Raw genomic sequence first — 21,139 nt, forward strand, 5'->3', positions numbered from 1 at the left:
CTTGGGAACGACGCGTTCACGACTCGTTCGTCCTCGTCAACAGTCGTCAGTCGAGGTAGGGCGACAGGGCTCGGAGGGTCGTCCCTGGAGACGCGACGAGGTCCTCGAGCAGCTGGACGGCAGAGATTGCTTCGGTAGGCCGTGACAGCGCGTGGAAGAGATCGCCCGGGTGGTACGTCCATCGTGTGCCTGCCGCCCCAACCATCGGTGAAGTCAAACAACGTCCGCCCGCACACCAAGGCGCCGAGCCCCTCGACCCACCGCCGCATGTACTCCGCGCTTGGCTGGCTCAACTGGAGCGTGATGCTTTCGGCGGCGGTGGGTACCTCGATGGCTCCGTTCTGCAACAAGTCGAAGAGCCGAGCGATCGTGTTGTCGTCCTTCGGATGTAGCCGTCCAGCGACATCGACGCGTTGGCGATGACCTGTCCCACCTCGTGCTCCCGTGCTCCTCCTCGTCCGATCGACACCCACGTGACGCCAGTGCGCGGCCGACGTCTGGGCGCGCGGAGATCCTGGCGCCCTGCCCGTGCCACGTAGGTGGTCGCAGCAGGGTGACGCTGATCCGTTCGGGGCGCTGCGCGGCTGGCGGCCGGAGTTGTTGCAACGTTCGCGCAGACTCCTCCGGCCGCCCCTCGTTCAGTCGATGAACTGGCTGATCCAGGCCAAGACGTCGGGATCGTCCACCCGGTGATTCAGGGACGTGATGCGACCGCAGATTTCACCCTCGAACCCGAGGTTGTATCCGCCGGTGTGCACCGCGACGATCGTGTCACCGAGCTCGCCCTCGGCGTCGGGGAATATCGCCGAGCCTGAGTCTCCACCGCAGCCGGAGCCGTGCTGGGAGGACGGCACGTTCCCAAGGATGAACCACAACGGGTCGAGAGCGCCGACGGAACCTTGCCCGGGTCGGAAACGCTGGAAGCTACCTTGCGGACGAAGTCGAGCGTCGATACCGGTGTGCCTCCGCCTCGCTCGATGGTGCTGACGCCGTAACCGACGTCCAGGAACCGATAGCCGGTCTGGCCGGCGGTTCCCACCAGCTCGTCGATCAACCCTGGCGTCGGGAGGTTCGCCGGCTCGATGCCCACAACGTCGTCCTCGAGGAGGATCACGCCGTAGTCGTAGGTGAACGGCCAGTCGGCCTCGACGTAGTCGGGGTGGGTCTCCCAGCTGCTGGCCTCGTACCACGTGCCCTCGCCCTCGATGGGTAGCCAAGTCTCCGGGTCGACCGCGGCCTCGGAGTCAAAGGTCACCAGGACCGTCTCAAAACCCTCCTGATCGAAGAAGTCAGTGCAGTGTCCCGCCGTGAGGACCACGTCCTCGTCGATAGCGTGCCGGAGCACACGCCCTCGCCGGGCACGAGGATCAGGCCGGCGTACGGATGTGCGTCGCCGTCCGGTTGTCCGCCAACGATGGCGTCGGCCGGGCCGGGTACTAGAACCAGTGTGAGTGCGGCAGCCGCAGCAGCGGCCAGAGTTCGACGCATGGGACCTCCCCAGTCAGTGAGCGCCTGGGCAACGCTCTGCCACAAGGCTCGAACTCGACCGTGTGTGGGTCAAGGCCCCCTCGATGGACGACACCGGACCGGCTACGACGATGAGCAAGCGGGCGGCCTTGTCGGGGCTCTGACCCGCATGCTTCGTGCCGCCGAAAGCGAGGTGGATGTCAAGCAGAGTGAGACCTCCACGCGGGCCGCCATACCGGTGACGATGCACGGCCCGCCGGCCCGCAGCCGTGCCGCCGCCACCTCGGGGCTGGCACGACGGGGCGCCATTCCGCCCGGGAAATACACCGAAGCCGCTGACACCCGCGGGCGCGGCCCCTACATTCGATGGATGACCGACAAGCAACCCTCGGTACAGGTCCTGGCCGAGCTCGCTAGGAGGCTCCAGCGTCTGGCAGTCGAACAGGGGACAACTGCATAGGTGGTGGGGACCGTGACGACTGGAGATCTGATGGTCAACGCCGCGTGGCTCAAGCAGTCGGGCCGCCCGGTGATCAAATGGCCCCAGTTGGCCGCTATTCCTGCGGGCCACAGGACGCGAGGGGTCCCCGGCCACCAACGGGGGAACTGGCGACCGGGGCCTAACGGTTGAGCCTACGCTCGACTAGCGTTCACGAGAATCCTTGCCGCTTGGGGGCTGGTTGGGCGGCGCTCGCGAACAGCTAACAGACCGCCTCGTGCCCGCGCATTTGAGAAGAAGCGGCCACATCGGCAGCATCACGTCCGGCTTCTGCTCGCCGCAATTGCGATCTGGTTCCCATGCCGCGCCCGCGTGCGCCCTACCTCACCCTCAGCGGTGGATTTGCGAGCCGACGCTTGGCCACCACAACGGCCCGTGCTTAGGGTGACCGGACCCTGTGGGGTTGGGGTCGAGGTCTCGCCGGGCCTGGGGGGCTGGCGAGACTGGCCGCCCGCGCGTCAACACTTCGGATCAGCCACTTCGCGGACCCGCGAACCCAACGCTCCCCGGACGGGACGGGCAGTCAGCGCTCGCGCTCGCGTTGGTATCTGAGGGCCACAATGTTCGGGTGTGGTACCTGATCGAGTTCGTCGTGCAAGTCGTGGCGTGGGCGTTCCTCGCCATGGCTGTGGGCTCGCTCTTCCTGCTTGTCACGCAGGGCACGGCCAATGTTTTCGCGTCTTACTGCAGCGCGTCGACAGTCGCGGTCGTCTCCGCTCTCGTCGTCTGGCTCACACGTAGGAGCCTTCTCAAGCGGGAGCACCGCAGGGACTGACATCGGTCAGGGCATGTCTGACAACGGCAGTTGCTGGGAAGGGCACCGCGACCTACGCTGACCGCGACGCGTGCCGCCGTGGGTTCGACATTCCACCGGAACATCACCTGCTGCGGATCTCGCTCGCCTCGCACCTTGCCCGCGTATCCCCCTCCGGATCGCGGGCAGGTCGCTGTCAGACGAGGGCCTCATCGAGGAAGGCGCGCAAATCGGCAACAACCTCCTCCTCGCTGACCCGTCCATGGCTTGTCGCCCGGGCGACCAACCACTTCATCGACACGACGACACCAGCCATGAGTGGCGTGACGTCCACCACCGACCGCACGCCCGTACGGGCTTCGACCCTAACCGCTATTGCCCCCGCGTCCGCGAGCCGCTGAAAGGCGACGTTCATCGCCGCCACGTTCGCGCCATCGTCACCGGAATCGTTGTCATACGCAGTGACCGCATCCAAGTAGATGTGGGCTGCCGCTCGCGCGGCGCTGAGATCCGTCATTCGACAAACGTTAGTCGCCAAAGGCGTCGAACGGCTCCTGGCACTCACCCTCACCGTCCAGCTTGCCCTGACCCGGTCGCTCACGATGGTCGATAGGCGCGGGCACGGGCTTGGACCAGATTCGCCCGGGACGAGGGAGGACACGGACAGCGCCGTGCGAATCGATTGGGACGGGCGGGCCGATCGCGATGGCCATCGCAGGCACGGGTTTGACGGACTTGGCGTCGCGTGGCCTGCTAGCCCGGAAAAGCTCCCGTGCGGGCTAGCAGGCCTTGAATCGCGCGACGAGACGCAGTCGCCGATCCACCTAGTAGGTACCGGTCACTGGGGTCCCTTATACCTCGTCGTCTTGCCTGCTTTGCTCGCCTTGCGCTTGCGAGCCGAGGAACTGCCTGCCCTTACGTGGGTGACGGAGCGCTGCCAGACCGGCGGCAGGGGCGTTCGAGGCCGCGCTATGCGTGGCCATGATGGTGAGCGAGCCCGGGCGTGGGGCTCGTCACCGGCCGCGACGGCCGGGCTCACGTGGACCGTGACCTCGGCGAGCTTGGGGCCTCGTGCAGCAGCCGGCGGTGCGCCTCGACCTCGATCGGGCATTCCGTCCACGACCGAGAAGGGTGGGCCGCTCGACAGTGAATTCCGCCTTGGCGACGATCCGGTTCCTGCTAACCGCAGCCGGACCTCCGCCGACGGCCTGGTCGCTGCGGCTGGCGGTGAGGGCGTGCTAGGCGAGGGGACGAGTCGCGGTCGATGGCAGCCATGAGGCGTGCGCAGAGCTGCTTGGCGGCGTCGCGAGCACGAACCGACGGGAGGCGCTGACCGAGTCAATCCGACGTCTCGATGCAGCAGCAAGGAGGTTGAACGATGCATAGCCGATGCACGGAAGTGCAGAACGGCCCGTGATCTGCGTTTCCGCAGGTCACGGGCCGTTTGCTGTCGCTCCCCCGGTTGGACTCGAACCAACAACCCTCCGGTTAACAGCCGAATGCTCTGCCAGTTGAGCTACAGGGGATCGCTTGTGCAGCGAGGCGAAACCTTAGCAAGCCCCGACACCGCGGGGGAAATCAGGGCAGGCCGACGTCACGGCGGGCCAGCTCGAGCGCCTCGTGGGCCGCGGCACGGACCTCCGGGTCGTCGGGGTCGACGCCCTCGTCGTACTCGTAGACCCACTGGACAGCACCCGCACCGGACGGTGCTCGGCGCGCGATCACCCGCAGGCCGCGGCGTCTGCCGAGGGTCACGTGCCGCTGCAGGACGACGCTCGCGGTGACCCGCTCGCGGACCAGCTCGAGCAGCCGCCCCGGGTCGGTGAGCGTGGCGGTGTGCACGGGCCGCTGCTCGCCCCAGCTGCCGACCTCGGAGAGCCGGAACGTGTCGGTGTCGCGGTCCCAGTTGGCCGCCTCCACCTGCTCCCACGGAACGCGCCGGGTCCCGCCGTCCCGGACGACGTAGAACGCGTCACGGGTGCCGGCGAGGACCGCACCGTCGGTCGCGGTGGTCATGGCGAGGACCTTCTCGCCGCGCGGCACCGCCACGGAGGGGACGAGCGAACGCCGCCGCCAGCTGACGGGCACCATCAGGACTGACCTCCCGGCTGGCCCACGGCACCCTCGCGCAGCTTGCGGCGGTGCTGCTCCAGCATCACCAGCTCGCCGAACATCCGGTTGTAGTCGAGCGCCTGGTCGACGGGGTTGGTGCGCTGGAGGCGGGCCTTGACGTCGGCGATGCGACGGGACGTGGTGAGCTCCTGGAGTCGGTAGACGTAGGCGACGGCGAACGTCGGGTTCGGATCGGCCGTGCCGCGGACCGGCTCGACCGCGAGCTCGGTCACCGCAGCGACGACCGCCGGCTCGGTGGCGGACCCCCGCACCTTGGCGGCCCATCCCGCGTCGTCGACGCCGGCGACGGGCCCGCCGGCCGCGGTCACTGCCTCCCACACGCCCTGGAACGTCGGGTGGGTGAAGTCGCCCGTGGTCACGTGGGCGGTCGTGCGGCCCACCCCGGCAGGGTGCTGGATGACGAGCTTGAGCAGCTCACGCTCGATCAGGAACCGGGGGTCGGACAGGCTGGGCAGGGACGGACGTACCGGCTCGGGCGCCTGCGGGGCGTCGCGGCCGCGGACCGGACGACGCTCGTCCTTGGGGGAGGAAGCGGGGCGGTCGGCCGCCCGACGCACCTCCGCGCGCACCTGGTCGAGGTCGACGCCGACCATGTGCGCGAGCTCGCGGGAGAAGCTCTCGACCTTGGTCTTGTCACGGATGCCGGCCACCAGCCCGGCGGCGTCGCGCAGCGCGTCGACGCGGCCGTCGGCGCGGTCGAGGTCGTAGCGGGTGAGGACGTTGTCGAGCGCGAAGCGGTAGAGCGGCTGACGGCTGGCGACCAGCTCGCGCACGGCCTCGTCGCCCTCCTTGAGCCGCAGGTCGCAGGGGTCCATCCCCTCGGGCGCGACGGCGACGTAGGTCTGGGAGGCGAACACCTGGTCGCTGTCGAGCACCTTCATGGCCGCCTTCTGCCCGGCCGAGTCGCCGTCGAAGGTGAAGATCACCTCGCCGCTGGTGGTGTCGTGGTCGCCGAGGAAGCGGCGCAGCACCCGCGCGTGGTCCTGGCCGAAGGCCGTGCCGCACGAGGCGACCGCGGTCTTGACGCCGGCGAGGTGGCAGGCCATCACGTCGGTGTAGCCCTCGACGACGACGGCCTGCTGGCTGTCCTTCATCGCGGTGCGGGCCAGGTCGATGCCGTAGAGCACCTGGCTCTTCTTGTAGATCGCGGTCTCGGAGGTGTTGAGGTACTTGGCCTCGATCCGGTCGTCGTCGAAGATCCGGCGGGCGCCGAAGCCGATCGTGTCGCCGTTGGCCTCGCGGATCGGCCACACCAGGCGGCCGCGGAAGCGGTCGTAGTGGGAGCGACCCAGCGCGACGAGGCCGGCGGCGACCGACTCCTCGTCGCTGAACCGCCGACCGCGCAGGTGGCGCACCAGCGCCTCGCCGTCGCGGGGCGCGAAACCCACCCCGAAGGTCGCGGCCGCGGACTGGTCGAACCCGCGCTCGTGCAGGAACTGGCGCGCGACCACGGCGTCGGGGCCGGCCAGCTGCTCGGCGTAGAACTGTTGGGCGACCTTGTGCGCCTCGATCAGTCGACCGCGGGCCGGTCCGCGCGGTCGTACGGGCTCGTCGTCGCCGTCCTCGCGACGCAGCTGGACGCCGAACTTGTCGGCGAGCCGCTCGACGGACTCGGTGAAGGTGAGCCCGTCGACCTTCATCAGGAAGGAGATGACGTCACCGCCCTCGCCGCAGCCGAAGCAGTGGAAGAACTGGCGGGCCGGGTTGACGTTGAACGACGGCGTCTTCTCGTCGTGGAAGGGGCACAGGCCCTTGAGCGACCCGCCGCCGGCGCGCTTGAGCGTGACGTAGCCCGACACCACGTCGTCGATCCGCGCCTTCTCGCGCACCTCGGCGATGTCGTCGTCGCGAATCCGGCCTGCCACGCCGGGGAGTCTACGGGCGCCCTCCCACGAGCACGGCGCAGTCTCCACAACCAGTGCCGGTGCCCAAGATCCTCGCCCCCGGCCACCCCTTGGGGCGTGCGTCGCTGGTGCCCCGTCGGCGGGTCTGGGAGGGTCGAAGCATGACCGCTCAGCACGGAGCGCCAGAGCGTCAGACCCCGGACCAGACCCTCGGCGCGCTCGTCCACCAGCTCACCCAGCAGGTCCCCGAGCTCATCCGCTCGGAGATGCGCCTCGCGCAGGCGGAGGTCGCCCAGAAGGGCAAGCGCGCGGGTGTCGGGATCGGCATGTTCAGCGTCGCCGGCCTGCTCGCGTTCTTCGCGTTCGGGTCGCTCGTCGCCACCGCCATCCTGGCCCTCACGCTGGTGGTCGACGCCTGGCTGGCCGCGCTCATCGTGGCGCTGGTCCTGCTCGCCGTCGCCGCCGTGGCCGGTCTGATCGGGAGGAACAAGGTCGCCGAGGCCGGACCTCCCGCCCCCGAGCGGGCGATCCAGGGGCTGAAGGACGACATCGCGACGGTCAAGGGAGACCACCATGAGTGACCAGACGCCGGAGAGGACGCCCGAGCAGCTCGAGGCCGAGATCGCGCTCCAGCGCGAGCAGCTGGCCGGGACCGTCGACCAGCTCGCCGCCAAGCTCGACGTGAAGTCGCAGGCGCAGCAGCGGGTGGCCTCGCTCAAGGACGCCGCCACGACCGACACCGGCAAGCCTCGCACCGAGGTGATCGCGGCCGCCGGCTCGCTCGTGGCGATGGCCGTGGTGCTGCTGCTGTGGCGGCGCCGCGGAAACCGCTGAGCACGACAGCGGGGCAACACACCGAATCTCGCACAGAAGCCAACCAGGGAAGGGAGACCCCATGAAGAAGCTCATGCTGCTCGTCGCCGGAGGTGTCGGCTACGTGCTCGGCACCCGTGCCGGCCGGGAGCGCTACGAACAGATCAAGAAGGCGGCCACCCGCGTCAAGGAGGACCCGCGGGTCCAGGAGAAGGCGCACCAGGCCGCCGACCTCGCCAAGGACAAGGCCCCGGTGGTGAAGGACAAGGTCGCCTCGGCCGCCAGCACGGCCGCCGACAAGGTGACCCCGTCGGGCAGCGGCAGCGGCGAGCACCGCTCCGACCTCGAGGAGCAGCTGCACCCCGACAGCACCGCGCGACAGGACGACCCCTACCCCCAGGGCAACCTGCCCTGAGGCATGCGCACGCTGCGCTCGCGACTAGCCGAGCGCAGCGTGCCGCGCCACGGCGCTGGCGTCGGTCAGTGACGCGACCTGGTCGATGACCACGCGTCGCCGGCCGGCGTCGTCGCCTGCCTGCTCCCAGTCCTCGACGAAGACCGGGTCGAGGGCGTCGACCCCGCGCGCCCACAGTCCCTCGACGAGCTCGGCGACGAGCTGGCGTTGGCGTCGCATCAGCGCGACCCGGTCGTCGGCCTGCATGACGTAGAGGGACGCGATCCCCTTGAGCACGCCGATCTCGACCTCGGTGGCCTCGGGGACCACGAGGTCGGCGCGGTGCCGCACCGGCGGCTCCCCCGCCGTCGCGGCGAAGGTCGCCTGCTGCACGCTGCCGCAGAAGCGGCCGATGAGGTCGCTGGTGAGGTTCTTGATCGCGGCGAGGCTGCGCCTGCTCCCGTCGTACGACGACCGGGGCCAGCTGCCGACGGCCCGCAGGTCCGCCAGCGCCACGTCGAGGGCGGCGTCGTCGATCCCGGGCAGGTACCACGAGCGGACGGTCTCCCAGAGCGCGTCACGGTCGAGCCGGGTGAGGTCCAGGCGACCGGCCACGATGCCGTCCTCGACGTCGTGCACGGAGTAGGCGACGTCGTCGGCGAGGTCCATCACCTGGGCCTCGAGGCAGCGCCGGCGGCCCTCGACGCCTGAGCGCACCCAGTCGAAGACGGTGCGGTCGTCGTCGTAGACGCCGAACTTCACGACGACTCGCGGCGTGCCGTCGGCGTGGACCCCGTGGGGTCCGGTCGCCTCGGCCCGGACCCAGGGGTACTTCGTGCAGGCGTCGAGGGTCGCGCGGGTCAGGTTGAGCCCGACCGAGCGGCCGTCGGCGTCGAAGGTCTTCGACTCCAGCCGGGTCAGCAGGCGCAGGGTCTGGGCGTTGCCCTCGAAGCCTCCGCAGTCGGCGCTGAGCTCGGCGAGCACCCGCTCACCGTTGTGGCCGAAGGGCGGGTGCCCGAGGTCGTGCGCGAGGGCTGCGGTCTCGGTGATGTCGGGGTGCGTGCCGATCGCGCGCGCCAGGTCGCGGGCCACCTGTGCCACCTCGAGGCTGTGCGTGAGCCGGTTGCGGACGAAGTCATCGGTCTGGGGACCGACGACCTGCGTCTTGGCCGCCAGCCGGCGCGACGCCGCCGCGTGCACGACGCGCGCCCGGTCGCGCTCGAACGCCAGGCGCACCGGCGCCTCCACCCGCTTGGGCGGCTCGCCGACGATGCGCTCGCGCGCCGAGTCGTCGTACGGGTCCTCGATGCTCATCGGCCGGTCAGCCTAGCGACGCCCGCTGACGTCGCGGGCGGCACCCGGCGTACGCTGACGACGAAGGACCGGTGAACCGGCTGCCATGAGGCAGGCCTTCCCGGTCGAGAGGCGGACGTCATGACGACGTCGGACAGATCTGAGCACCCCCGCGAGCGCCTTCACGACACACCGACCCGGCTCAGGCTCGCCACGCACCTCGGCAGCAACTCGCTGGACGGCGGCTGGTGGCCACGGAGCCGCGACCTCGGCCGCGAGCTCGGCGAGCTGGTCGCCCAGTTCCCGGCCGACCTGGGTCGGATCACCCAGGTCAGGGTCTCTCCGGCGGACTGGGGAACGCGGCCCCGCACGGTCCAGGTCGCCCGCGGCATGGTGCGGGTCAGCTCGTTCTCGACGGGCGACGCCCACGTGGCGCACCTGACGACGTCGAACAGGACCCTCCTCCGCCTGCTGGTCGTGCCGCCGGGGCTCACCGACTACCAGGGCGAGGAGGCCCTGCTGGCGGCGGCGACGGCGGGCAACGCCCACACGGCCCGCGAGCTGCTCCGCACGGTCACCGACAGCCCCGACGTGGACCCGCGGGACCACTGGACCTGATCAGTAGACCGTGACGTGCACGTGGTCGTAGTGGTTGGCGGTCGTCGACCCCCGGTCGGACATCCCGCGCCAGCCCTCGCCGCTGCGCTCCACCGACCACATCTGCTGGGAGTAGATGATGTACTCGATGCCCAGCGCGGCGTAGTTGGCGCGCAGGAACTCGGCGATGTCCCAGCCGGTGTCACCGCTCACCATGATGTCGATCGCGCGGCCCTGGCCGTGCTCACCGTCACTGCGCCACGTGCCGTAGGACGTGATCTCGGGCCAGTTGGCGCACACGACGTCGTGGATCTCGTAGAGCGAGGCACGGCCGGCGTCGATGGACGAGCCGTTGGCGCAGACGCCGCCCAGGCTCGGCCCGGCGGGCGCCTTGGCCTCCACGGTCTCGGGCTTCGGCTTGTCCTGGCTGAGGTAGTCGGAGGTGACCCAGCGGGACTGGCCGTCGATGACGACCTGGGTGCGGCCGGCCTGCTCCCGGCCGGTCACCGACACCCGCTTGAGGGCGCCGATGACGCCGTGCTTCTCGGACTTCTCCGACGGGCCGTCCCAGAGGTTGAGGGCCTCGGTGGTCCACACGACGTCGTCCAGCTTCTCGGCGAGCTGGCGGGCCTTCCTGTTCACGCTGCGTTCCTCGCGTGCCGCGGCGATCTTCTTGCGGGCGGCGGCCTCGGCCTTCGCGGCGGCGCGGATCTGCGAGCGGGAGACGGTGGTCGTCTCGCTGCGCCGACGCAGCATGGTGTCCTCGACGGTGCCGGCGGCTGATCCGGCGGCCGGCTGGGAGGTGCCGGACGAGGCAAGCAGGTTGTCGTTGGTCGCCGGCTCGGCGGCGAGGACGCCCATGGTCACCGCGGACAGCGTCGCCACGACGGCGAGCGGTGCGGAGACGAGGACGGAACGGGGGATCCGAGACGGACGGGGGGTGGTAGCAGGGGCTTCCCGCTTGTGGCGATGCTGAGCCACAGCGCTGATCCTTTGCACTTGCTGACGGGGGACGTTGCGCCGATCCACGAGCCCGGAAACGGGGGAAGAACTCATGCCCACGTCGACGCGATCATCGAGTGAAGCACAGGAAACTCGGCCTGTCCCAATCTTCCACGGTAAATTCCAGCGTGTTCCGGCTCACCGTGGCGGGATCGGTGCGTACGACGCCGCGACTGCCGGGATCAGCCCCCGGTGGTCTCGTCGACATCCTCGCGCAGGTGCGCGCCGCGCCCGTCGGTGTCGTCCAGCCACCCGTCAGGGAGCACGACCTTCTTCCGTGGGGCCCCCTGTCGTCCGCGCGGGGTGCCGAGCTCGCGCTCGGGGAACGGCGCGGCGTCGTCGAGCCCTGCGAGCAGCGCGTCGAGGGACGCGAGGGAGTCGACGAGGGCCAGCTGGTGGCGCAGCTCACCGCCGGCGGGGAAGCCCTTGAGGTACCAGGTGATGTGCTTGCGGAACTCCTTGCAGCCCCGCTCCTCCCCCATGTGCTCGGACAGCAGCTCGGCGTGGCGGCGCATCATCGCCTTGACCTCGCCGAGCACCGGGAGCGTGGCGACGTCCTCGCCGTGGAAGGCCGCGGCCAGATCGCGGAAGAGCCACGGGCGACCGAGGCAGCCGCGGCCGACGACGACGCCCGCGGCGCCCGTCTGCTCGACCATCCGGACGGCGTCCGCGGCCTCCCAGATGTCGCCGTTGCCGAGGACGGGGATGTCGACGTGGTCCACCAGCGCGGCGATGGCGTCCCAGTCGGCCTCGCCGGAGTAGGCCTGCTGCACCGTGCGCCCGTGCAGGGCGATCGCGGCGACGCCGCTCTCCTGGGCGATGCGGCCCGCGTCGAGGTAGGTCAGGTGGTCGTCGTCGAGGCCCTTGCGGGTCTTCATCGTCACCGGGACGTCGTACGGCGTCGCGGCGGCCACCGCGTGCTCGAGGACCTCGGCGAGGAGACCGCGCTTCCACGGCAGCGCTCCCCCGCCGCCCTTGCGCGTCACCTTGGGCACGGGGCAGCCGAAGTTGAGGTCGACGTGCGCGACGCCGTGCTCGGCGCAGAGGATCTCCACCGCCTTGCCGATGTAGACGGGGTCGGTGCCGTAGAGCTGCACCGAGCGCACGGTCTCGAGGTCGTCGAAGGTCAGCATCTTCCTCGTGACCTCGTCGCCCTCGACGAGGCCGCGGCTGGTGATCATCTCCGAGACGTAGAGCCCGGCGCCCTGCTCGGCGCAGAGGCGGCGGTAGGCGGCGTTGGTGATGCCGGCCATCGGCGCGAGCACGACGGGGGTGTCGACGCGCAGCGAGCCCAGGGTCAGGGAGTCGGGCACGACGGTCATCTCCCCATTGTCGAGTGCTCGACAGATTCGACCCAAATCAGCGTCCGGAGCGCAGGCGGACCTTGGGCGGTCCCATGACGTCGCCGGTCCAGGTGATGGGGTCGTAGCCCTCGGCGGGTTCGAAGACCATGTCCGTGATGTGAGCACCATCGGGCGCGAGGTAGACCAGGCACATCTCGGTGCTCGCGCCGGCCTCGAACGGCTCCGGCAGGGGCCCGCTCTGGCAGGCGGTGAAGTCCCCACCCACCGTCCAGGGCGCACCCAGTCGCCCCTGGTCGTCGCGGAGGTAGAGCGGGACGGCCTGCCCGGCGAGGTCGCTCCCACCGACGTTGGTGAGCGCCACGCTGACGAAGTAGGGGCGAGCCTCCTGCATCGAGTCGCCGACCGACCAGCCGTCGAAGACGGAGGCCCGCCGCTCCTGCACGGCCTCCACCGTCAGGTCGAGCGCGCCGGTGAGCGCTGTCGTGGGATGCCACACGAGCGTGGCGGTGTCGCCGTGCTCCAGCCGGGTCCCGGGCTCGGTCCCGTCGTCGACAGCGGTCGTGGCCGCGGGGCTCAGCTCCTCATCCGCGTTCGGCTCGGGATCGCTGCACCCGGTCAGCGACAGCGCGAGGAGCGTCGCCAGGACCGGGGTGCGCAGCATGGCGACATCATCCACGCCCCAGCGGATCGGACGCCATTGGAACGAGCGCCCCAACCCTCGCGCTCGGCGCCCGACGTCGTCTGGACTGACGAGCGAGCAAGCGCGACGAGCGCAGCGAGACAGCTTGGGAGCGAGGAGGGAAGACGACGTCTTGAAGGGCGCCGAGCACGCGCGAGCGGAGCGAGCGCCGTCAAGCACGGAGCCGAGCACGCGCGAGCGGAGCGAGCGCCCACAGCTCAGCAGCCGAGCAGCTTCTGGGCGAAGTAGGCGCTGATCCCGTCGAGGCTGACCCGCTCCTGGTGCATCGTGTCGCGCTCGCGCACGGTGACCGCGTCGTCGTCGAGGGTCTCGAAGTCGACCGTCACGCAGAACGGCGTACCGATCTCGTCCTGGCGGCGGTAGCGGCGGCCGATGGCGCCGGAGTCGTCGAAGTCGACGTTCCAGTTCTCGCGCAGCTCGGCGGCGAGCGCCTTGGCCTTGGGCGAGAGGTCGGCGTTGCGGCTGAGCGGCAGGACGGCGACCTTGACCGGCGCGAGGCGCGGGTCGAGCTTGAGCACGACGCGCTTGTCGACGCCGCCCTTGGTGTTGGGGGCCTCGTCCTCGGTGTAGGCGTCGATGAGGAACGCCATCAGCGAGCGGGTGAGGCCGGCGGCCGGCTCGATGACGTAGGGCAGGTAGCGCTCGTCGGCGGCCTGGTCGTAGTAGGACAGGTCCTTGCCGGAGAACTCGCTGTGCTGCTTGAGGTCGAAGTCGGTGCGGTTGGCGATGCCCTCGAGCTCCTCGAAGTCACGGCCGGAGAACCCGAAGCGGTACTCGATGTCGGTCGTGCCCTTGGAGTAGTGCGACAGCTTCTCCTGCGGGTGCTGGTAGTGGCGCAGGTTGTCGGGGTTGATGCCGAGGTCGACGTACCACTGGGTGCGCTGCTCGATCCAGTAGCGGAACCACTCGTCGTCCTCGCCGGGCTTGACGAAGAACTCCATCTCCATCTGCTCGAACTCGCGCGTGCGGAAGATGAAGTTGCCGGGAGTGATCTCGTTGCGGAAGCTCTTGCCCATCTGGGCGATGCCGAACGGCGGCTTCTGGCGGCTCGAGGTCACGACGTTGGCGAAGTTGAGGAAGATGCCCTGCGCGGTCTCGGGCCGCAGGTAGTGCAGGCCGGACTCGTCCTCGATCACGCCGAGGTAGGTCTTGAGCATCATGTTGAAGTTGCGCGGCGCGGTCCACGCGTTTCGGGTGCCGCAGTTGGGGCAGGCGACCGACTCGTTGATGTCGACGGTGTCGGGGTCGATCGGCCTGTCGGGGCTGCCCTTCTTGGCCGCGTAGTCCTCCTGGAGGTGGTCCTCGCGGAAGCGCTTGTGGCACGACTGGCACTCGACGAGCGGATCGCTGAAGGTGCTGAGGTGGCCGGAGGCCTCCCACGTGCGGGTGGGCAGGATGACGCTGGAGTCGAGGCCGACGACGTCGTCGCGCCGCGTCACCATGAACTTCCACCACTGGCGCTTGATGTTCTCCTTGAGCTCCACGCCGAGCGGGCCGTAGTCCCAGGCCGACTTCGTACCGCCGTAGATCTCGCCGCAGGGGTAGACGAAACCTCGGCGCTTGGCGAGGGAGACGACGTTGTCCAGGGCGGTGGGGGCGGGCTTGGCCACGGTGCAGGTCCTCAGGTGTGGGCAGGTCGGGCCGGCTGGCTGCCGGCTCGGAGAAACGAGCGGTCAGCCTATCGAGCGGGGGTGCGCCTCGTTGAGGTCGGTCCCCTCCTCGACCACCTCGTAGGCGCTGGGCTCGTCGAGCGCGTGGACCATCAGCGGCTGGATGTGCATCTTGCCCTCGTACGACCCCAGCGCGCGCCGGTAGGAACCGACGTTCTCCCAGCGGGTGGTCAGCACCCAGAGGGTCGGGTCGTCGACGTTGCGGCCGACGTCCCCGCCGACCCACCCGGGCTTGGCGGCCAGGATGCCGAGGGCCTGCAGCAGGCCGCGACGCAGGTCGTCGCCTGCCACCTCGTCGGAGCCGGGGGCGCGGAGGCGGGTCACGACGAGCACGGGGCCACCCTACGGCCGGGTGGTCCACCTGGTTTGACAACGGTTCTCAATCCGCGTGAGAATCGTTCTCATGTTGTCCGCCAGCCGATCGCTCGCCCTCGCCACCGCCCTCGCCTCGGCCGCTCTCCTTGCCGGCTGCGGCGGGTCCGACGACAGCGCCGGGAACGGTCGCTCGGCCGTCGCCGCGTTCTACCCGTTGGCCTGGGTGACCGATCGGGTGGCGGGCGACGGCTGGGAGGTCACCAACCTCACCGGGCCGGGCACCGAGCCGCACGACCTCTCGCTCGACATCAAGCAGACCGCGACCCTCGCGGAGGCCGACCTGATCGTGCTCCAGCACGACTTCCAGCCTGCGGTCGACGAGACCGTCGAGACCAACGCGGCGGAGGCCGAGGTCGTCGACGCGGCAGACGCGGTCGAGCTCATGCCCGCCTCCGAGCACGAGCACGAGCACGACGAGGCGGGTCACGACCACGGCGACCTCGACCCCCACTTCTGGCAGGACCCCTTGCTGATGGCCGACCTCGGCGACGCCGTGGCCGACCGGCTGGTCGAGCTCGACCCCGACGGCGCAGCGGCGTACGACGACAACGCTGCGCAGCTGCGCGAGGAGCTGGAGGCCCTGGACCAGGAGTACGTCGACGGCCTGGCGCGGTGCGAGCGCACGACGACCGTCGTCAGCCACGAGGCGTTCTCCTACCTCGCCCGCTACGGCCTGCAGTTCGAGGCGATCGCCGGCCTCTCCCCCGACGCCGAGCCCACGCCGGCCGACCTGGCCCGGCTCCAGCGGCTGATCACCGAGGACGGCATCACCACCGTCTTCTCCGAGCGCCTCGCGAGCAGCAAGATGGCCGACTCGCTCGCCGGCGACCTCGACCTCGAGACCGCGGTGCTCGACCCGGTCGAAGGCCTCTCGGACGAGACGTCCGACGACGACTACCTTTCCCTCATGGGCCAGAACCTCGACGCGCTCCGGAAGGCCAACGGATGCCAGTGAGTCCCGGAGCACCTCCGGTCGAGGTCCGCGAGGGGTCGGTCGCGATCGGCGGCCGCCCGATCCTGCGCGGGATCGACCTCACCGTCCGGTCCGGCGAGCTCCTGGCGCTGATGGGCGCCAACGGCTCCGGCAAGTCGACCCTCGTGCGCGCGATCACCGGCCTGCTGCCGGTGACGGGTGGCGGCGTCTCGCTCTTCGGCACGCCGTACGCCGAGTTCCGCGACTGGAAGCGGGTCGGCTTCGTGCCGCAGCGCGCCTCCGCGGGCAGCGGCGTGCCCGCGACCGTCTGGGAGGTCGTCGCGTCCGGGCGCATCAGCCGCCGGCGTCCCTTCGTGCCGCTCTCCCGCGAGGACCGACGGGCGATCGCCCACGCGATCGACGTCGTCGGGCTGTCCGAGCGATCGGGCCTGGGCGTGTCCCAGCTGAGCGGCGGGCAGCAGCAGCGCGTCCTGATCGCTCGCGCACTGGCCGGGGAGCCCGACCTGCTGGTCCTCGACGAGCCCACCGCCGGCGTCGACCTCGGCAACCAGCGCGCCCTCGCCGACGCGCTCGCCACGTTCAAGGCGGGCGGCGCCACCATCGTGCTGGTCGCCCACGAGCTCGGCCCGATGGCGCCGCTGATCGACCGCGCGGTCGTGATGCGCGACGGCCGGATCGCCTACGACGGGCCTGCGCTCGACGAGGAGGACGCCCACGGGCACCACCACCCGCTGGCCGCGACGCACGACCACGTCCCGCACGTGGGATCGCCCCTCGACGAGCTGGGAGGCGGACGATGAGCGACTTCGTGGATCTCTTCTCGCTGCCGTTCATGCAGCGCGCCCTCCTCGCCGCACTGCTGACAGGCCTGGCCGCGCCGGCGATCGGCACCTTCCTCGTGCAGCGCCGCCTCGCCCTGCTCGGTGACGGCATCGGGCACGTCGCCGTCACCGGTGTCGCGATCGGCCTGCTCACCAACACCTCGCCGACGTGGACCGCCGTCGTCGTCGCGGTCCTCGGTGCCGTCCTGATCGAGGTCATCCGCGAACGGGGCCACACCAACGGAGACGTCGCGCTGGCCCTGCTCTTCTACGGCGGTCTCGCCGGCGGCGTGCTGATCACCGGCCTCGCCGGACAGGGAGCGGCACAGCTCCAGGAGTACCTCTTCGGGTCGCTCACCAGCATCACGGCCGGTGACGTGTGGTTCACGTTCGGCCTGACCGTGGTGCTGCTCGTGACCACGCTCGGCCTGCTCCCCCAGCTCTTCGCGGTCTCCAGCGACCCCGACTTCGCCCGGGTCGCCGGGCTGCGCGTGCGCCTCTACAACCTGCTGATCGCCGTGCTGGCCGCCGTGACCGTCACTGTCGCGATGCGCACGGTCGGCCTGCTGCTCGTGTCCGCGTTGATGGTGGTGCCGGTCGCGACCGCCCAGCAGCTCGCCCGCTCGTTCCGTACGACGATCACGGGAGCGATGGTCGTCGGCGTCCTCGCCGCCCTCGGGGGCTTGCTGCTCAGCGCGGCCCTGTCGTTCCGGGCCACCGTGGCGCCGGGCCCGACGATCGTGCTGCTCGCCCTCGCGATGTTCGCCTCCACCTGGCCCATCGGCGTGTGGCTGCGCAGGCGACGCCGGATGCTCTCGCCGTTCCCGAGCGTCGAGGTGGCCACGCACACCGTCACCGACGAGCACCCCCACGAGCACGGCACGGACTGCGGCCACCCGGCGGTGCCGCACGCGGACCACGTCGACTACGTCCACGACGGCCACCGGCACGCCGTACACGGAGAGCACTATGACGAGCACTGACCCGACCTCGCGTCCCTCCGTCCGGCCGACCCGCCAGCGCCGCGCGGTCGCCGCCGCGCTGGCCGGCTTCGACGACTTCCGCAGCGCGCAGGAGATCCACGACCTCATCTCGCAGCAGGGCGAGTCGGTCGGCCTCGCGACCGTCTACCGCACGCTGGCGACGCTCGCCGACGCCGGCGAGGTCGACATGCTGCGCAACGAGGACGGCGAGGCCATCTGGCGCAGCTGCTCCGACACGCACCACCACCACCTCGTGTGCCGCACGTGCGGGGCGACCGTGGAGGTGGAGGGGCCTGCCGTCGAGCGGTGGACGAGCGCGATCGCGACCGAGCACGGCTACGCCGACATCAGCCACACGCTGGAGATCTTCGGGACCTGCCCGGCCTGCCGGGTCTCGTGACGACCCCTCCTCAACCGGCGGACGGAGTGTTGGGGATCGCGCCGCCGTAGCGGCGGTCGCGGCTGGCGTACGTCTCGACGGCCGACCACAGGTGCCGTCGGTCGACGTCGGGCCACAGCACGTCGGTGAAGACCATCTCGCTGTAGGCCGCCTGCCACAGCATGTAGTTGGACAGCCGCTGCTCCCCCGAGGTGCGCCAGACCAGGTCGGCGTCCGGCAGCTCGGGGACGTAGAGGTGGCGGGCGAAGACGCGCTCGTCGATCTTGTCCGGGTTGAGGCGCCCGGCGGCGACCTCGCGGCCGATGGCGCGGGCGGCGTCGGCGAGCTCGGCCCGGCCGCCGTAGTTGACGCACATCGTGAGCGTGAGGACGTCGTTGTCCTTCGTCATCTCCTCGGCGACCTGGAGCTCCTTGATGACCGACCTCCACAGCCGAGGAGCGCGGCCGGCCCAGCGCACGCGTACGCCCAGGTCGTGCATCTCGTCGCGACGACGGCGGATCACGTCGCGGTTGAAGCCCATCAGGAAGCGCACCTCGTCGGGCGAGCGTGACCAGTTCTCGGTGGAGAACGCATAGGCCGAGATGGCCTTCACCCCGATCTCGATCGCGCCCTCGACGACGTCGAACAGCGTGTGCTCGCCCTGCTCGTGCCCCTTGGTGCGGGGCAGCCCGCGCTCCTTCGCCCAGCGGCCGTTGCCGTCCATGATGATCGCGACGTGCTCGGGCACGAGGTCGCGCGGGACCTGCGGCGGCGTCGCGCCGCTCGGGTGCGGGGTCGGCGGCTTCACCTGTCGCTTCACGCCCGCCAGAGTAGTCGCGGCGCGTCGTGGCCGATGTCTGCTGCGCGAGGAGTCACGCGAGCAGCCGCCGTCCCACGGCCAGCGACAGGCAGACCATCAGCAGCCCCAGCAACCGCCCTCCCATGCTGGACGTCCCTTGCGCCCGCGCGCCGGTCCCGTCACCCGGGACGCCGGCGTCGACGGAGCCGGGTGTGTTGTCACCGGCCCACATGTGCATGAGTGCGTTCGTCAGGTTCCACAACGCCTCCGCACTCAGGTCCTCGCGCTCGTCGGACTGCTGGGGGGCCACGGTCCCCGTCGTCCCTCGGGGGGCCTGGTCGGTGACGTGCTCGCGGAGAGTGGCCGCTGAGGAGCGCCGCTTGTTGCCCGGTTCGCGAGTTGCCGCACTGACGGGCTTGGCGCCCTTGTGGCCCGACTCGTCGTCGACGTGGCTGCTGGTTGCATCACCAGTGACAGCCTCCTGCGACGCGGCAGGGGCCGGGGCCGACCTGACGACGCGGTCGGCCGTCTGTGGCTGTGCCTGAGGCTGCTCGACCGGTTCCTCGGCTCGACGCACCTCCGGCTTGATGACCTCGGACACCGGTTGCACCGCCTGCTCGGCGTCCTTCACCGCCGCCTCGACCGTCTGCTCAGTGCTCTTCACCGTCGCCTCGACCGTCTGCTCGGCGTGGGACACCACCGGCTGCATGACCTGCGAGACGGCTGGCTCGACGACCTGTTGCACGGGTTGCGGGACGGCTGACTGGACTGTCTGGGCCACGGGCTCCGCGACCGGCTGGGTCACCGCTCCCGCCACCTCGGTGACGTCACCGAGGAGTCCATCGTCTGCGTGCGCCCCGGGACCGGCGGACAACGACATCAGGAGCGTGGCTCCCGCGAGGGCAGCTGCGCGCCCCAGCCAGGCTCGTACGACGGGTGAGTCCGTCTGGTTCGTCGTCATGGTGATCGCCTCCGGGACAGCCGACTCGCCTGGACCGGATCGGGCAGCCAGGCTCGTACCAGGCCAACGAGGCTCCGTGCCTCACGGATACGCGGCAGGTGCGACTTTCCGGTCGCGGACCGGGAACTTCATCAGTTTGGGGGTGCCGTACGGCGCCGTCACCAGCGCGACGAGCGACGCGGTCCACCCATCAGAGGCGGACCGGGGTCGGTGTGCGAGTCGGTCACTCGAAGCCGGTGTCGGTGGCCGCCGGTAGAATCGAACGCATGATCGAGACGCTGGCAGGACCGAGAGCAGGTGAGGTCGACGACCTCACCGCTCGCGAATTGCTCGCGCTGGCGCGGGATCGGAAGGCAGCCGAGGACCGGGCAGCCGCCGATCTTCTGGTGGTGGCGGCTCGGTGGGCGGACCTCCACCCGCCGGAGTCGATCCACTCGGCTGCGACGTTCGCCGTGCCGGGGTGTGAGCACGAGGCACCCATCGCGGGCGTGGGTGCGCCGCTGGTCGCGGAGTTCTGCCTGGCCGAGCTCGGGACCGTGCTCAGAATCTCGACGACGGCTGCGAAGAAGCTCGTCGGTCACGCCCTGGAACTGCGGCACCGCCTCCCCCGACTGTGGGCGCAGGTCCAGGCCGGGCGGGTCCCGGCGTGGCGGGCCCGCACGGTCGCCGAGGTCACCATCCACACCACCCCAGCACTCACCCGCGAGGCAGCGGCGTTCGTCGACGCCCAGGTCGCCGCGGTCGCCGGCCGGATCGGTGCGGCACAACTGGACCGGCTGGTCGCCGAGACGATCAAGAGGTTCGACCTCGCCGCGACAGATCCGACCCAGGATCCGGAGGACGGCTACCTCCACGTCGACCCACGCCACGCCACTCTGCACGCCGACGACGTGCACTACGCGGGCACCATGCGCATGGAGGCCGAGCTCGACATCGCGGACGCCCTTGACGTCGACCGCGCTCTCGCCCACCGCGCCGCGAGCCTGAAGGCCCTCGGGTCGACGGCCCCGCTCGGCGCTCGTCGCGCCGCCGCTCTCGGCGAGCTGGCGCGTACCCAGACCGCGCTCGAGCTGGCTGGAGCCGAAGCCGATCGTCAACACCTGCCCGCGGCACGCGAAGTCGTGCTGCACGCGCACTTCGACGCCACAGCCGATGGGCTGACCACCGTTTTCGGCCCGACCGGGCGGATGGAGGAGGGTCAGCGCCTCGTCCTCCTCGACCGGGTCCGCGACTGGTGTGGCGACTCCCGCACCAAGGTCACCATCAAGCCCGTCGTCGACCTCAACGCCACCCTGTCGACACCGGCGTACGAGGTGCCCGACCGGATCCGCGAGCAGGTGATTCTGAGAACTCGCAGGCGAGTTCTAGGTAGTGACGCAACACCTCACCTGAGGAGTTGTGATGAGGAAGTTCACCA

At 70.4% G+C, this 21,139-nt stretch carries 22 protein-coding genes and 1 tRNA gene; 10 read left to right on the plus strand and 13 right to left on the minus strand.

The features are described 5' to 3' along the window. Nucleotides 1-694 precede the first annotated feature (694 nt). Nucleotides 695-1,318: a hypothetical protein gene (locus ACFQW6_RS19700; RefSeq protein WP_378549517.1), complete on the minus strand. Its 624-nt coding sequence runs from the start codon at nt 1,316-1,318 to the stop codon at nt 695-697. Nucleotides 1,319-2,534: 1,216 nt separating this feature from the next. On the opposite strand from ACFQW6_RS19700, the gene ACFQW6_RS19705 reads away from it, so the two are divergent. Continuing rightward, entirely contained in the window at nt 2,535-2,741 is a 207-nt protein-coding gene (locus tag ACFQW6_RS19705; RefSeq protein ID WP_378549520.1) for a hypothetical protein, read from the plus strand. Between the two features lie 175 nt (nt 2,742-2,916). Here the strand turns inward: ACFQW6_RS19705 and ACFQW6_RS19710 are convergent, their stop codons facing one another. The 4 genes from ACFQW6_RS19710 to dnaG all read right to left on the minus strand — a co-directional run bounded on the left by ACFQW6_RS19710 (nt 2,917) and on the right by dnaG (nt 6,718). After that, entirely contained in the window at nt 2,917-3,237 is a 321-nt protein-coding gene (locus ACFQW6_RS19710; RefSeq protein WP_378549523.1) for a hypothetical protein, read from the minus strand. 936 nt (nt 3,238-4,173) lie between these two features. Further along, nucleotides 4,174-4,246, minus strand: a tRNA-Asn gene (locus ACFQW6_RS19715). A 52-nt stretch (nt 4,247-4,298) separates the two neighbouring features. Continuing rightward, nucleotides 4,299-4,736, minus strand: a complete 438-nt coding sequence (locus ACFQW6_RS19720; protein WP_378549526.1) for a hypothetical protein — start codon at nt 4,734-4,736, stop codon at nt 4,299-4,301. A 74-nt stretch (nt 4,737-4,810) separates the two neighbouring features. After that, nucleotides 4,811-6,718, minus strand: a complete 1,908-nt coding sequence (dnaG, locus tag ACFQW6_RS19725) for a DNA primase (protein ID WP_378549529.1) — start codon at nt 6,716-6,718, stop codon at nt 4,811-4,813. Between the two features lie 140 nt (nt 6,719-6,858). Between dnaG and ACFQW6_RS19730 the strand changes: the two genes are divergently transcribed. The 3 genes from ACFQW6_RS19730 to ACFQW6_RS19740 all read left to right on the plus strand — a co-directional run bounded on the left by ACFQW6_RS19730 (nt 6,859) and on the right by ACFQW6_RS19740 (nt 7,925). Beyond that, entirely contained in the window at nt 6,859-7,278 is a 420-nt protein-coding gene (locus ACFQW6_RS19730) for a phage holin family protein (protein WP_378549532.1), read from the plus strand. Then, nucleotides 7,271-7,531 (plus strand): DUF3618 domain-containing protein, encoded by a 261-nt coding sequence (locus tag ACFQW6_RS19735; protein WP_378549535.1) that lies wholly within the window; start codon nt 7,271-7,273, stop codon nt 7,529-7,531. The genes ACFQW6_RS19730 and ACFQW6_RS19735 overlap by 8 nt, the downstream gene beginning before the upstream one ends. Nucleotides 7,532-7,592: 61 nt before the next feature. Continuing rightward, nucleotides 7,593-7,925 (plus strand): YtxH domain-containing protein, encoded by a 333-nt coding sequence (locus ACFQW6_RS19740; protein ID WP_378549537.1) that lies wholly within the window; start codon nt 7,593-7,595, stop codon nt 7,923-7,925. Between the two features lie 24 nt (nt 7,926-7,949). Here the strand turns inward: ACFQW6_RS19740 and ACFQW6_RS19745 are convergent, their stop codons facing one another. Continuing rightward, nucleotides 7,950-9,218: a deoxyguanosinetriphosphate triphosphohydrolase gene (locus ACFQW6_RS19745; protein ID WP_378549539.1), complete on the minus strand. Its 1,269-nt coding sequence runs from the start codon at nt 9,216-9,218 to the stop codon at nt 7,950-7,952. Nucleotides 9,219-9,338: 120 nt separating this feature from the next. On the opposite strand from ACFQW6_RS19745, the gene ACFQW6_RS19750 reads away from it, so the two are divergent. Continuing rightward, nucleotides 9,339-9,815, plus strand: coding sequence for a DUF5994 family protein (locus ACFQW6_RS19750; protein WP_378549542.1), 477 nt, complete (start codon nt 9,339-9,341; stop codon nt 9,813-9,815). On the opposite strand, the gene ACFQW6_RS19755 is transcribed toward ACFQW6_RS19750, so the two are convergent. The 5 genes from ACFQW6_RS19755 to ACFQW6_RS19775 all read right to left on the minus strand — a co-directional run bounded on the left by ACFQW6_RS19755 (nt 9,816) and on the right by ACFQW6_RS19775 (nt 14,803). Further along, nucleotides 9,816-10,775, minus strand: a complete 960-nt coding sequence (locus tag ACFQW6_RS19755) for a hypothetical protein (protein ID WP_378549544.1) — start codon at nt 10,773-10,775, stop codon at nt 9,816-9,818. Nucleotides 10,776-10,978: 203 nt separating this feature from the next. Next, nucleotides 10,979-12,118 (minus strand): tRNA dihydrouridine synthase DusB, encoded by a 1,140-nt coding sequence (gene dusB, locus ACFQW6_RS19760; protein ID WP_378549547.1) that lies wholly within the window; start codon nt 12,116-12,118, stop codon nt 10,979-10,981. Between the two features lie 37 nt (nt 12,119-12,155). Next, nucleotides 12,156-12,761 carry a hypothetical protein gene (locus ACFQW6_RS19765; protein ID WP_378549549.1) on the minus strand — a complete coding sequence of 202 codons (606 nt, stop codon included), beginning with the start codon at nt 12,759-12,761 and terminating at the stop codon, nt 12,156-12,158. A 236-nt stretch (nt 12,762-12,997) separates the two neighbouring features. Next, nucleotides 12,998-14,410 (minus strand): glycine--tRNA ligase, encoded by a 1,413-nt coding sequence (locus ACFQW6_RS19770; protein ID WP_378549552.1) that lies wholly within the window; start codon nt 14,408-14,410, stop codon nt 12,998-13,000. A gap of 63 nt (nt 14,411-14,473) precedes the next feature. Beyond that, nucleotides 14,474-14,803: an antibiotic biosynthesis monooxygenase family protein gene (locus ACFQW6_RS19775; protein WP_378549555.1), complete on the minus strand. Its 330-nt coding sequence runs from the start codon at nt 14,801-14,803 to the stop codon at nt 14,474-14,476. Nucleotides 14,804-14,873: 70 nt separating this feature from the next. Here ACFQW6_RS19775 and ACFQW6_RS19780 point away from each other — a divergent pair, with 70 nt between their 5' ends. Genes ACFQW6_RS19780 through ACFQW6_RS19795 form a run of 4 tightly spaced genes read left to right on the plus strand, consistent with a single transcriptional unit; the run spans nt 14,874 to nt 17,983 of the window. Next, nucleotides 14,874-15,800: a metal ABC transporter substrate-binding protein gene (locus tag ACFQW6_RS19780; protein ID WP_378549558.1), complete on the plus strand. Its 927-nt coding sequence runs from the start codon at nt 14,874-14,876 to the stop codon at nt 15,798-15,800. Then, on the plus strand, nt 15,791-16,579 hold the full coding sequence (locus tag ACFQW6_RS19785; protein WP_378549561.1) for a metal ABC transporter ATP-binding protein: 789 nt from the start codon (nt 15,791-15,793) through the stop codon (nt 16,577-16,579). Before ACFQW6_RS19780 ends, ACFQW6_RS19785 begins: the two co-directional genes overlap by 10 nt. After that, nucleotides 16,576-17,583 carry a metal ABC transporter permease gene (locus ACFQW6_RS19790; protein WP_378549564.1) on the plus strand — a complete coding sequence of 336 codons (1,008 nt, stop codon included), beginning with the start codon at nt 16,576-16,578 and terminating at the stop codon, nt 17,581-17,583. Before ACFQW6_RS19785 ends, ACFQW6_RS19790 begins: the two co-directional genes overlap by 4 nt. Further along, nucleotides 17,570-17,983 carry a Fur family transcriptional regulator gene (locus tag ACFQW6_RS19795; protein ID WP_378549567.1) on the plus strand — a complete coding sequence of 138 codons (414 nt, stop codon included), beginning with the start codon at nt 17,570-17,572 and terminating at the stop codon, nt 17,981-17,983. Before ACFQW6_RS19790 ends, ACFQW6_RS19795 begins: the two co-directional genes overlap by 14 nt. A 10-nt stretch (nt 17,984-17,993) precedes the next feature. Here the strand turns inward: ACFQW6_RS19795 and ACFQW6_RS19800 are convergent, their stop codons facing one another. After that, nucleotides 17,994-18,782 carry an isoprenyl transferase gene (locus tag ACFQW6_RS19800; RefSeq protein WP_378549570.1) on the minus strand — a complete coding sequence of 263 codons (789 nt, stop codon included), beginning with the start codon at nt 18,780-18,782 and terminating at the stop codon, nt 17,994-17,996. Nucleotides 18,783-18,834: 52 nt separating this feature from the next. Beyond that, a complete protein-coding gene (locus ACFQW6_RS19805) occupies nt 18,835-19,722 on the minus strand; it encodes a hypothetical protein (RefSeq protein ID WP_378549573.1) in 888 nt (295 codons plus the stop codon). A gap of 266 nt (nt 19,723-19,988) precedes the next feature. Between ACFQW6_RS19805 and ACFQW6_RS19810 the strand changes: the two genes are divergently transcribed. After that, nucleotides 19,989-21,139: hypothetical protein (locus ACFQW6_RS19810; RefSeq protein WP_378549576.1), on the plus strand; the 1,151-nt coding region annotated here is incomplete at its 3' end.

Origin of the sequence: Nocardioides sp. GCM10028917 (assembly GCF_042666175.1) — a bacterium.
Lineage (GTDB): Bacteria > Actinomycetota > Actinomycetes > Propionibacteriales > Nocardioidaceae > Nocardioides.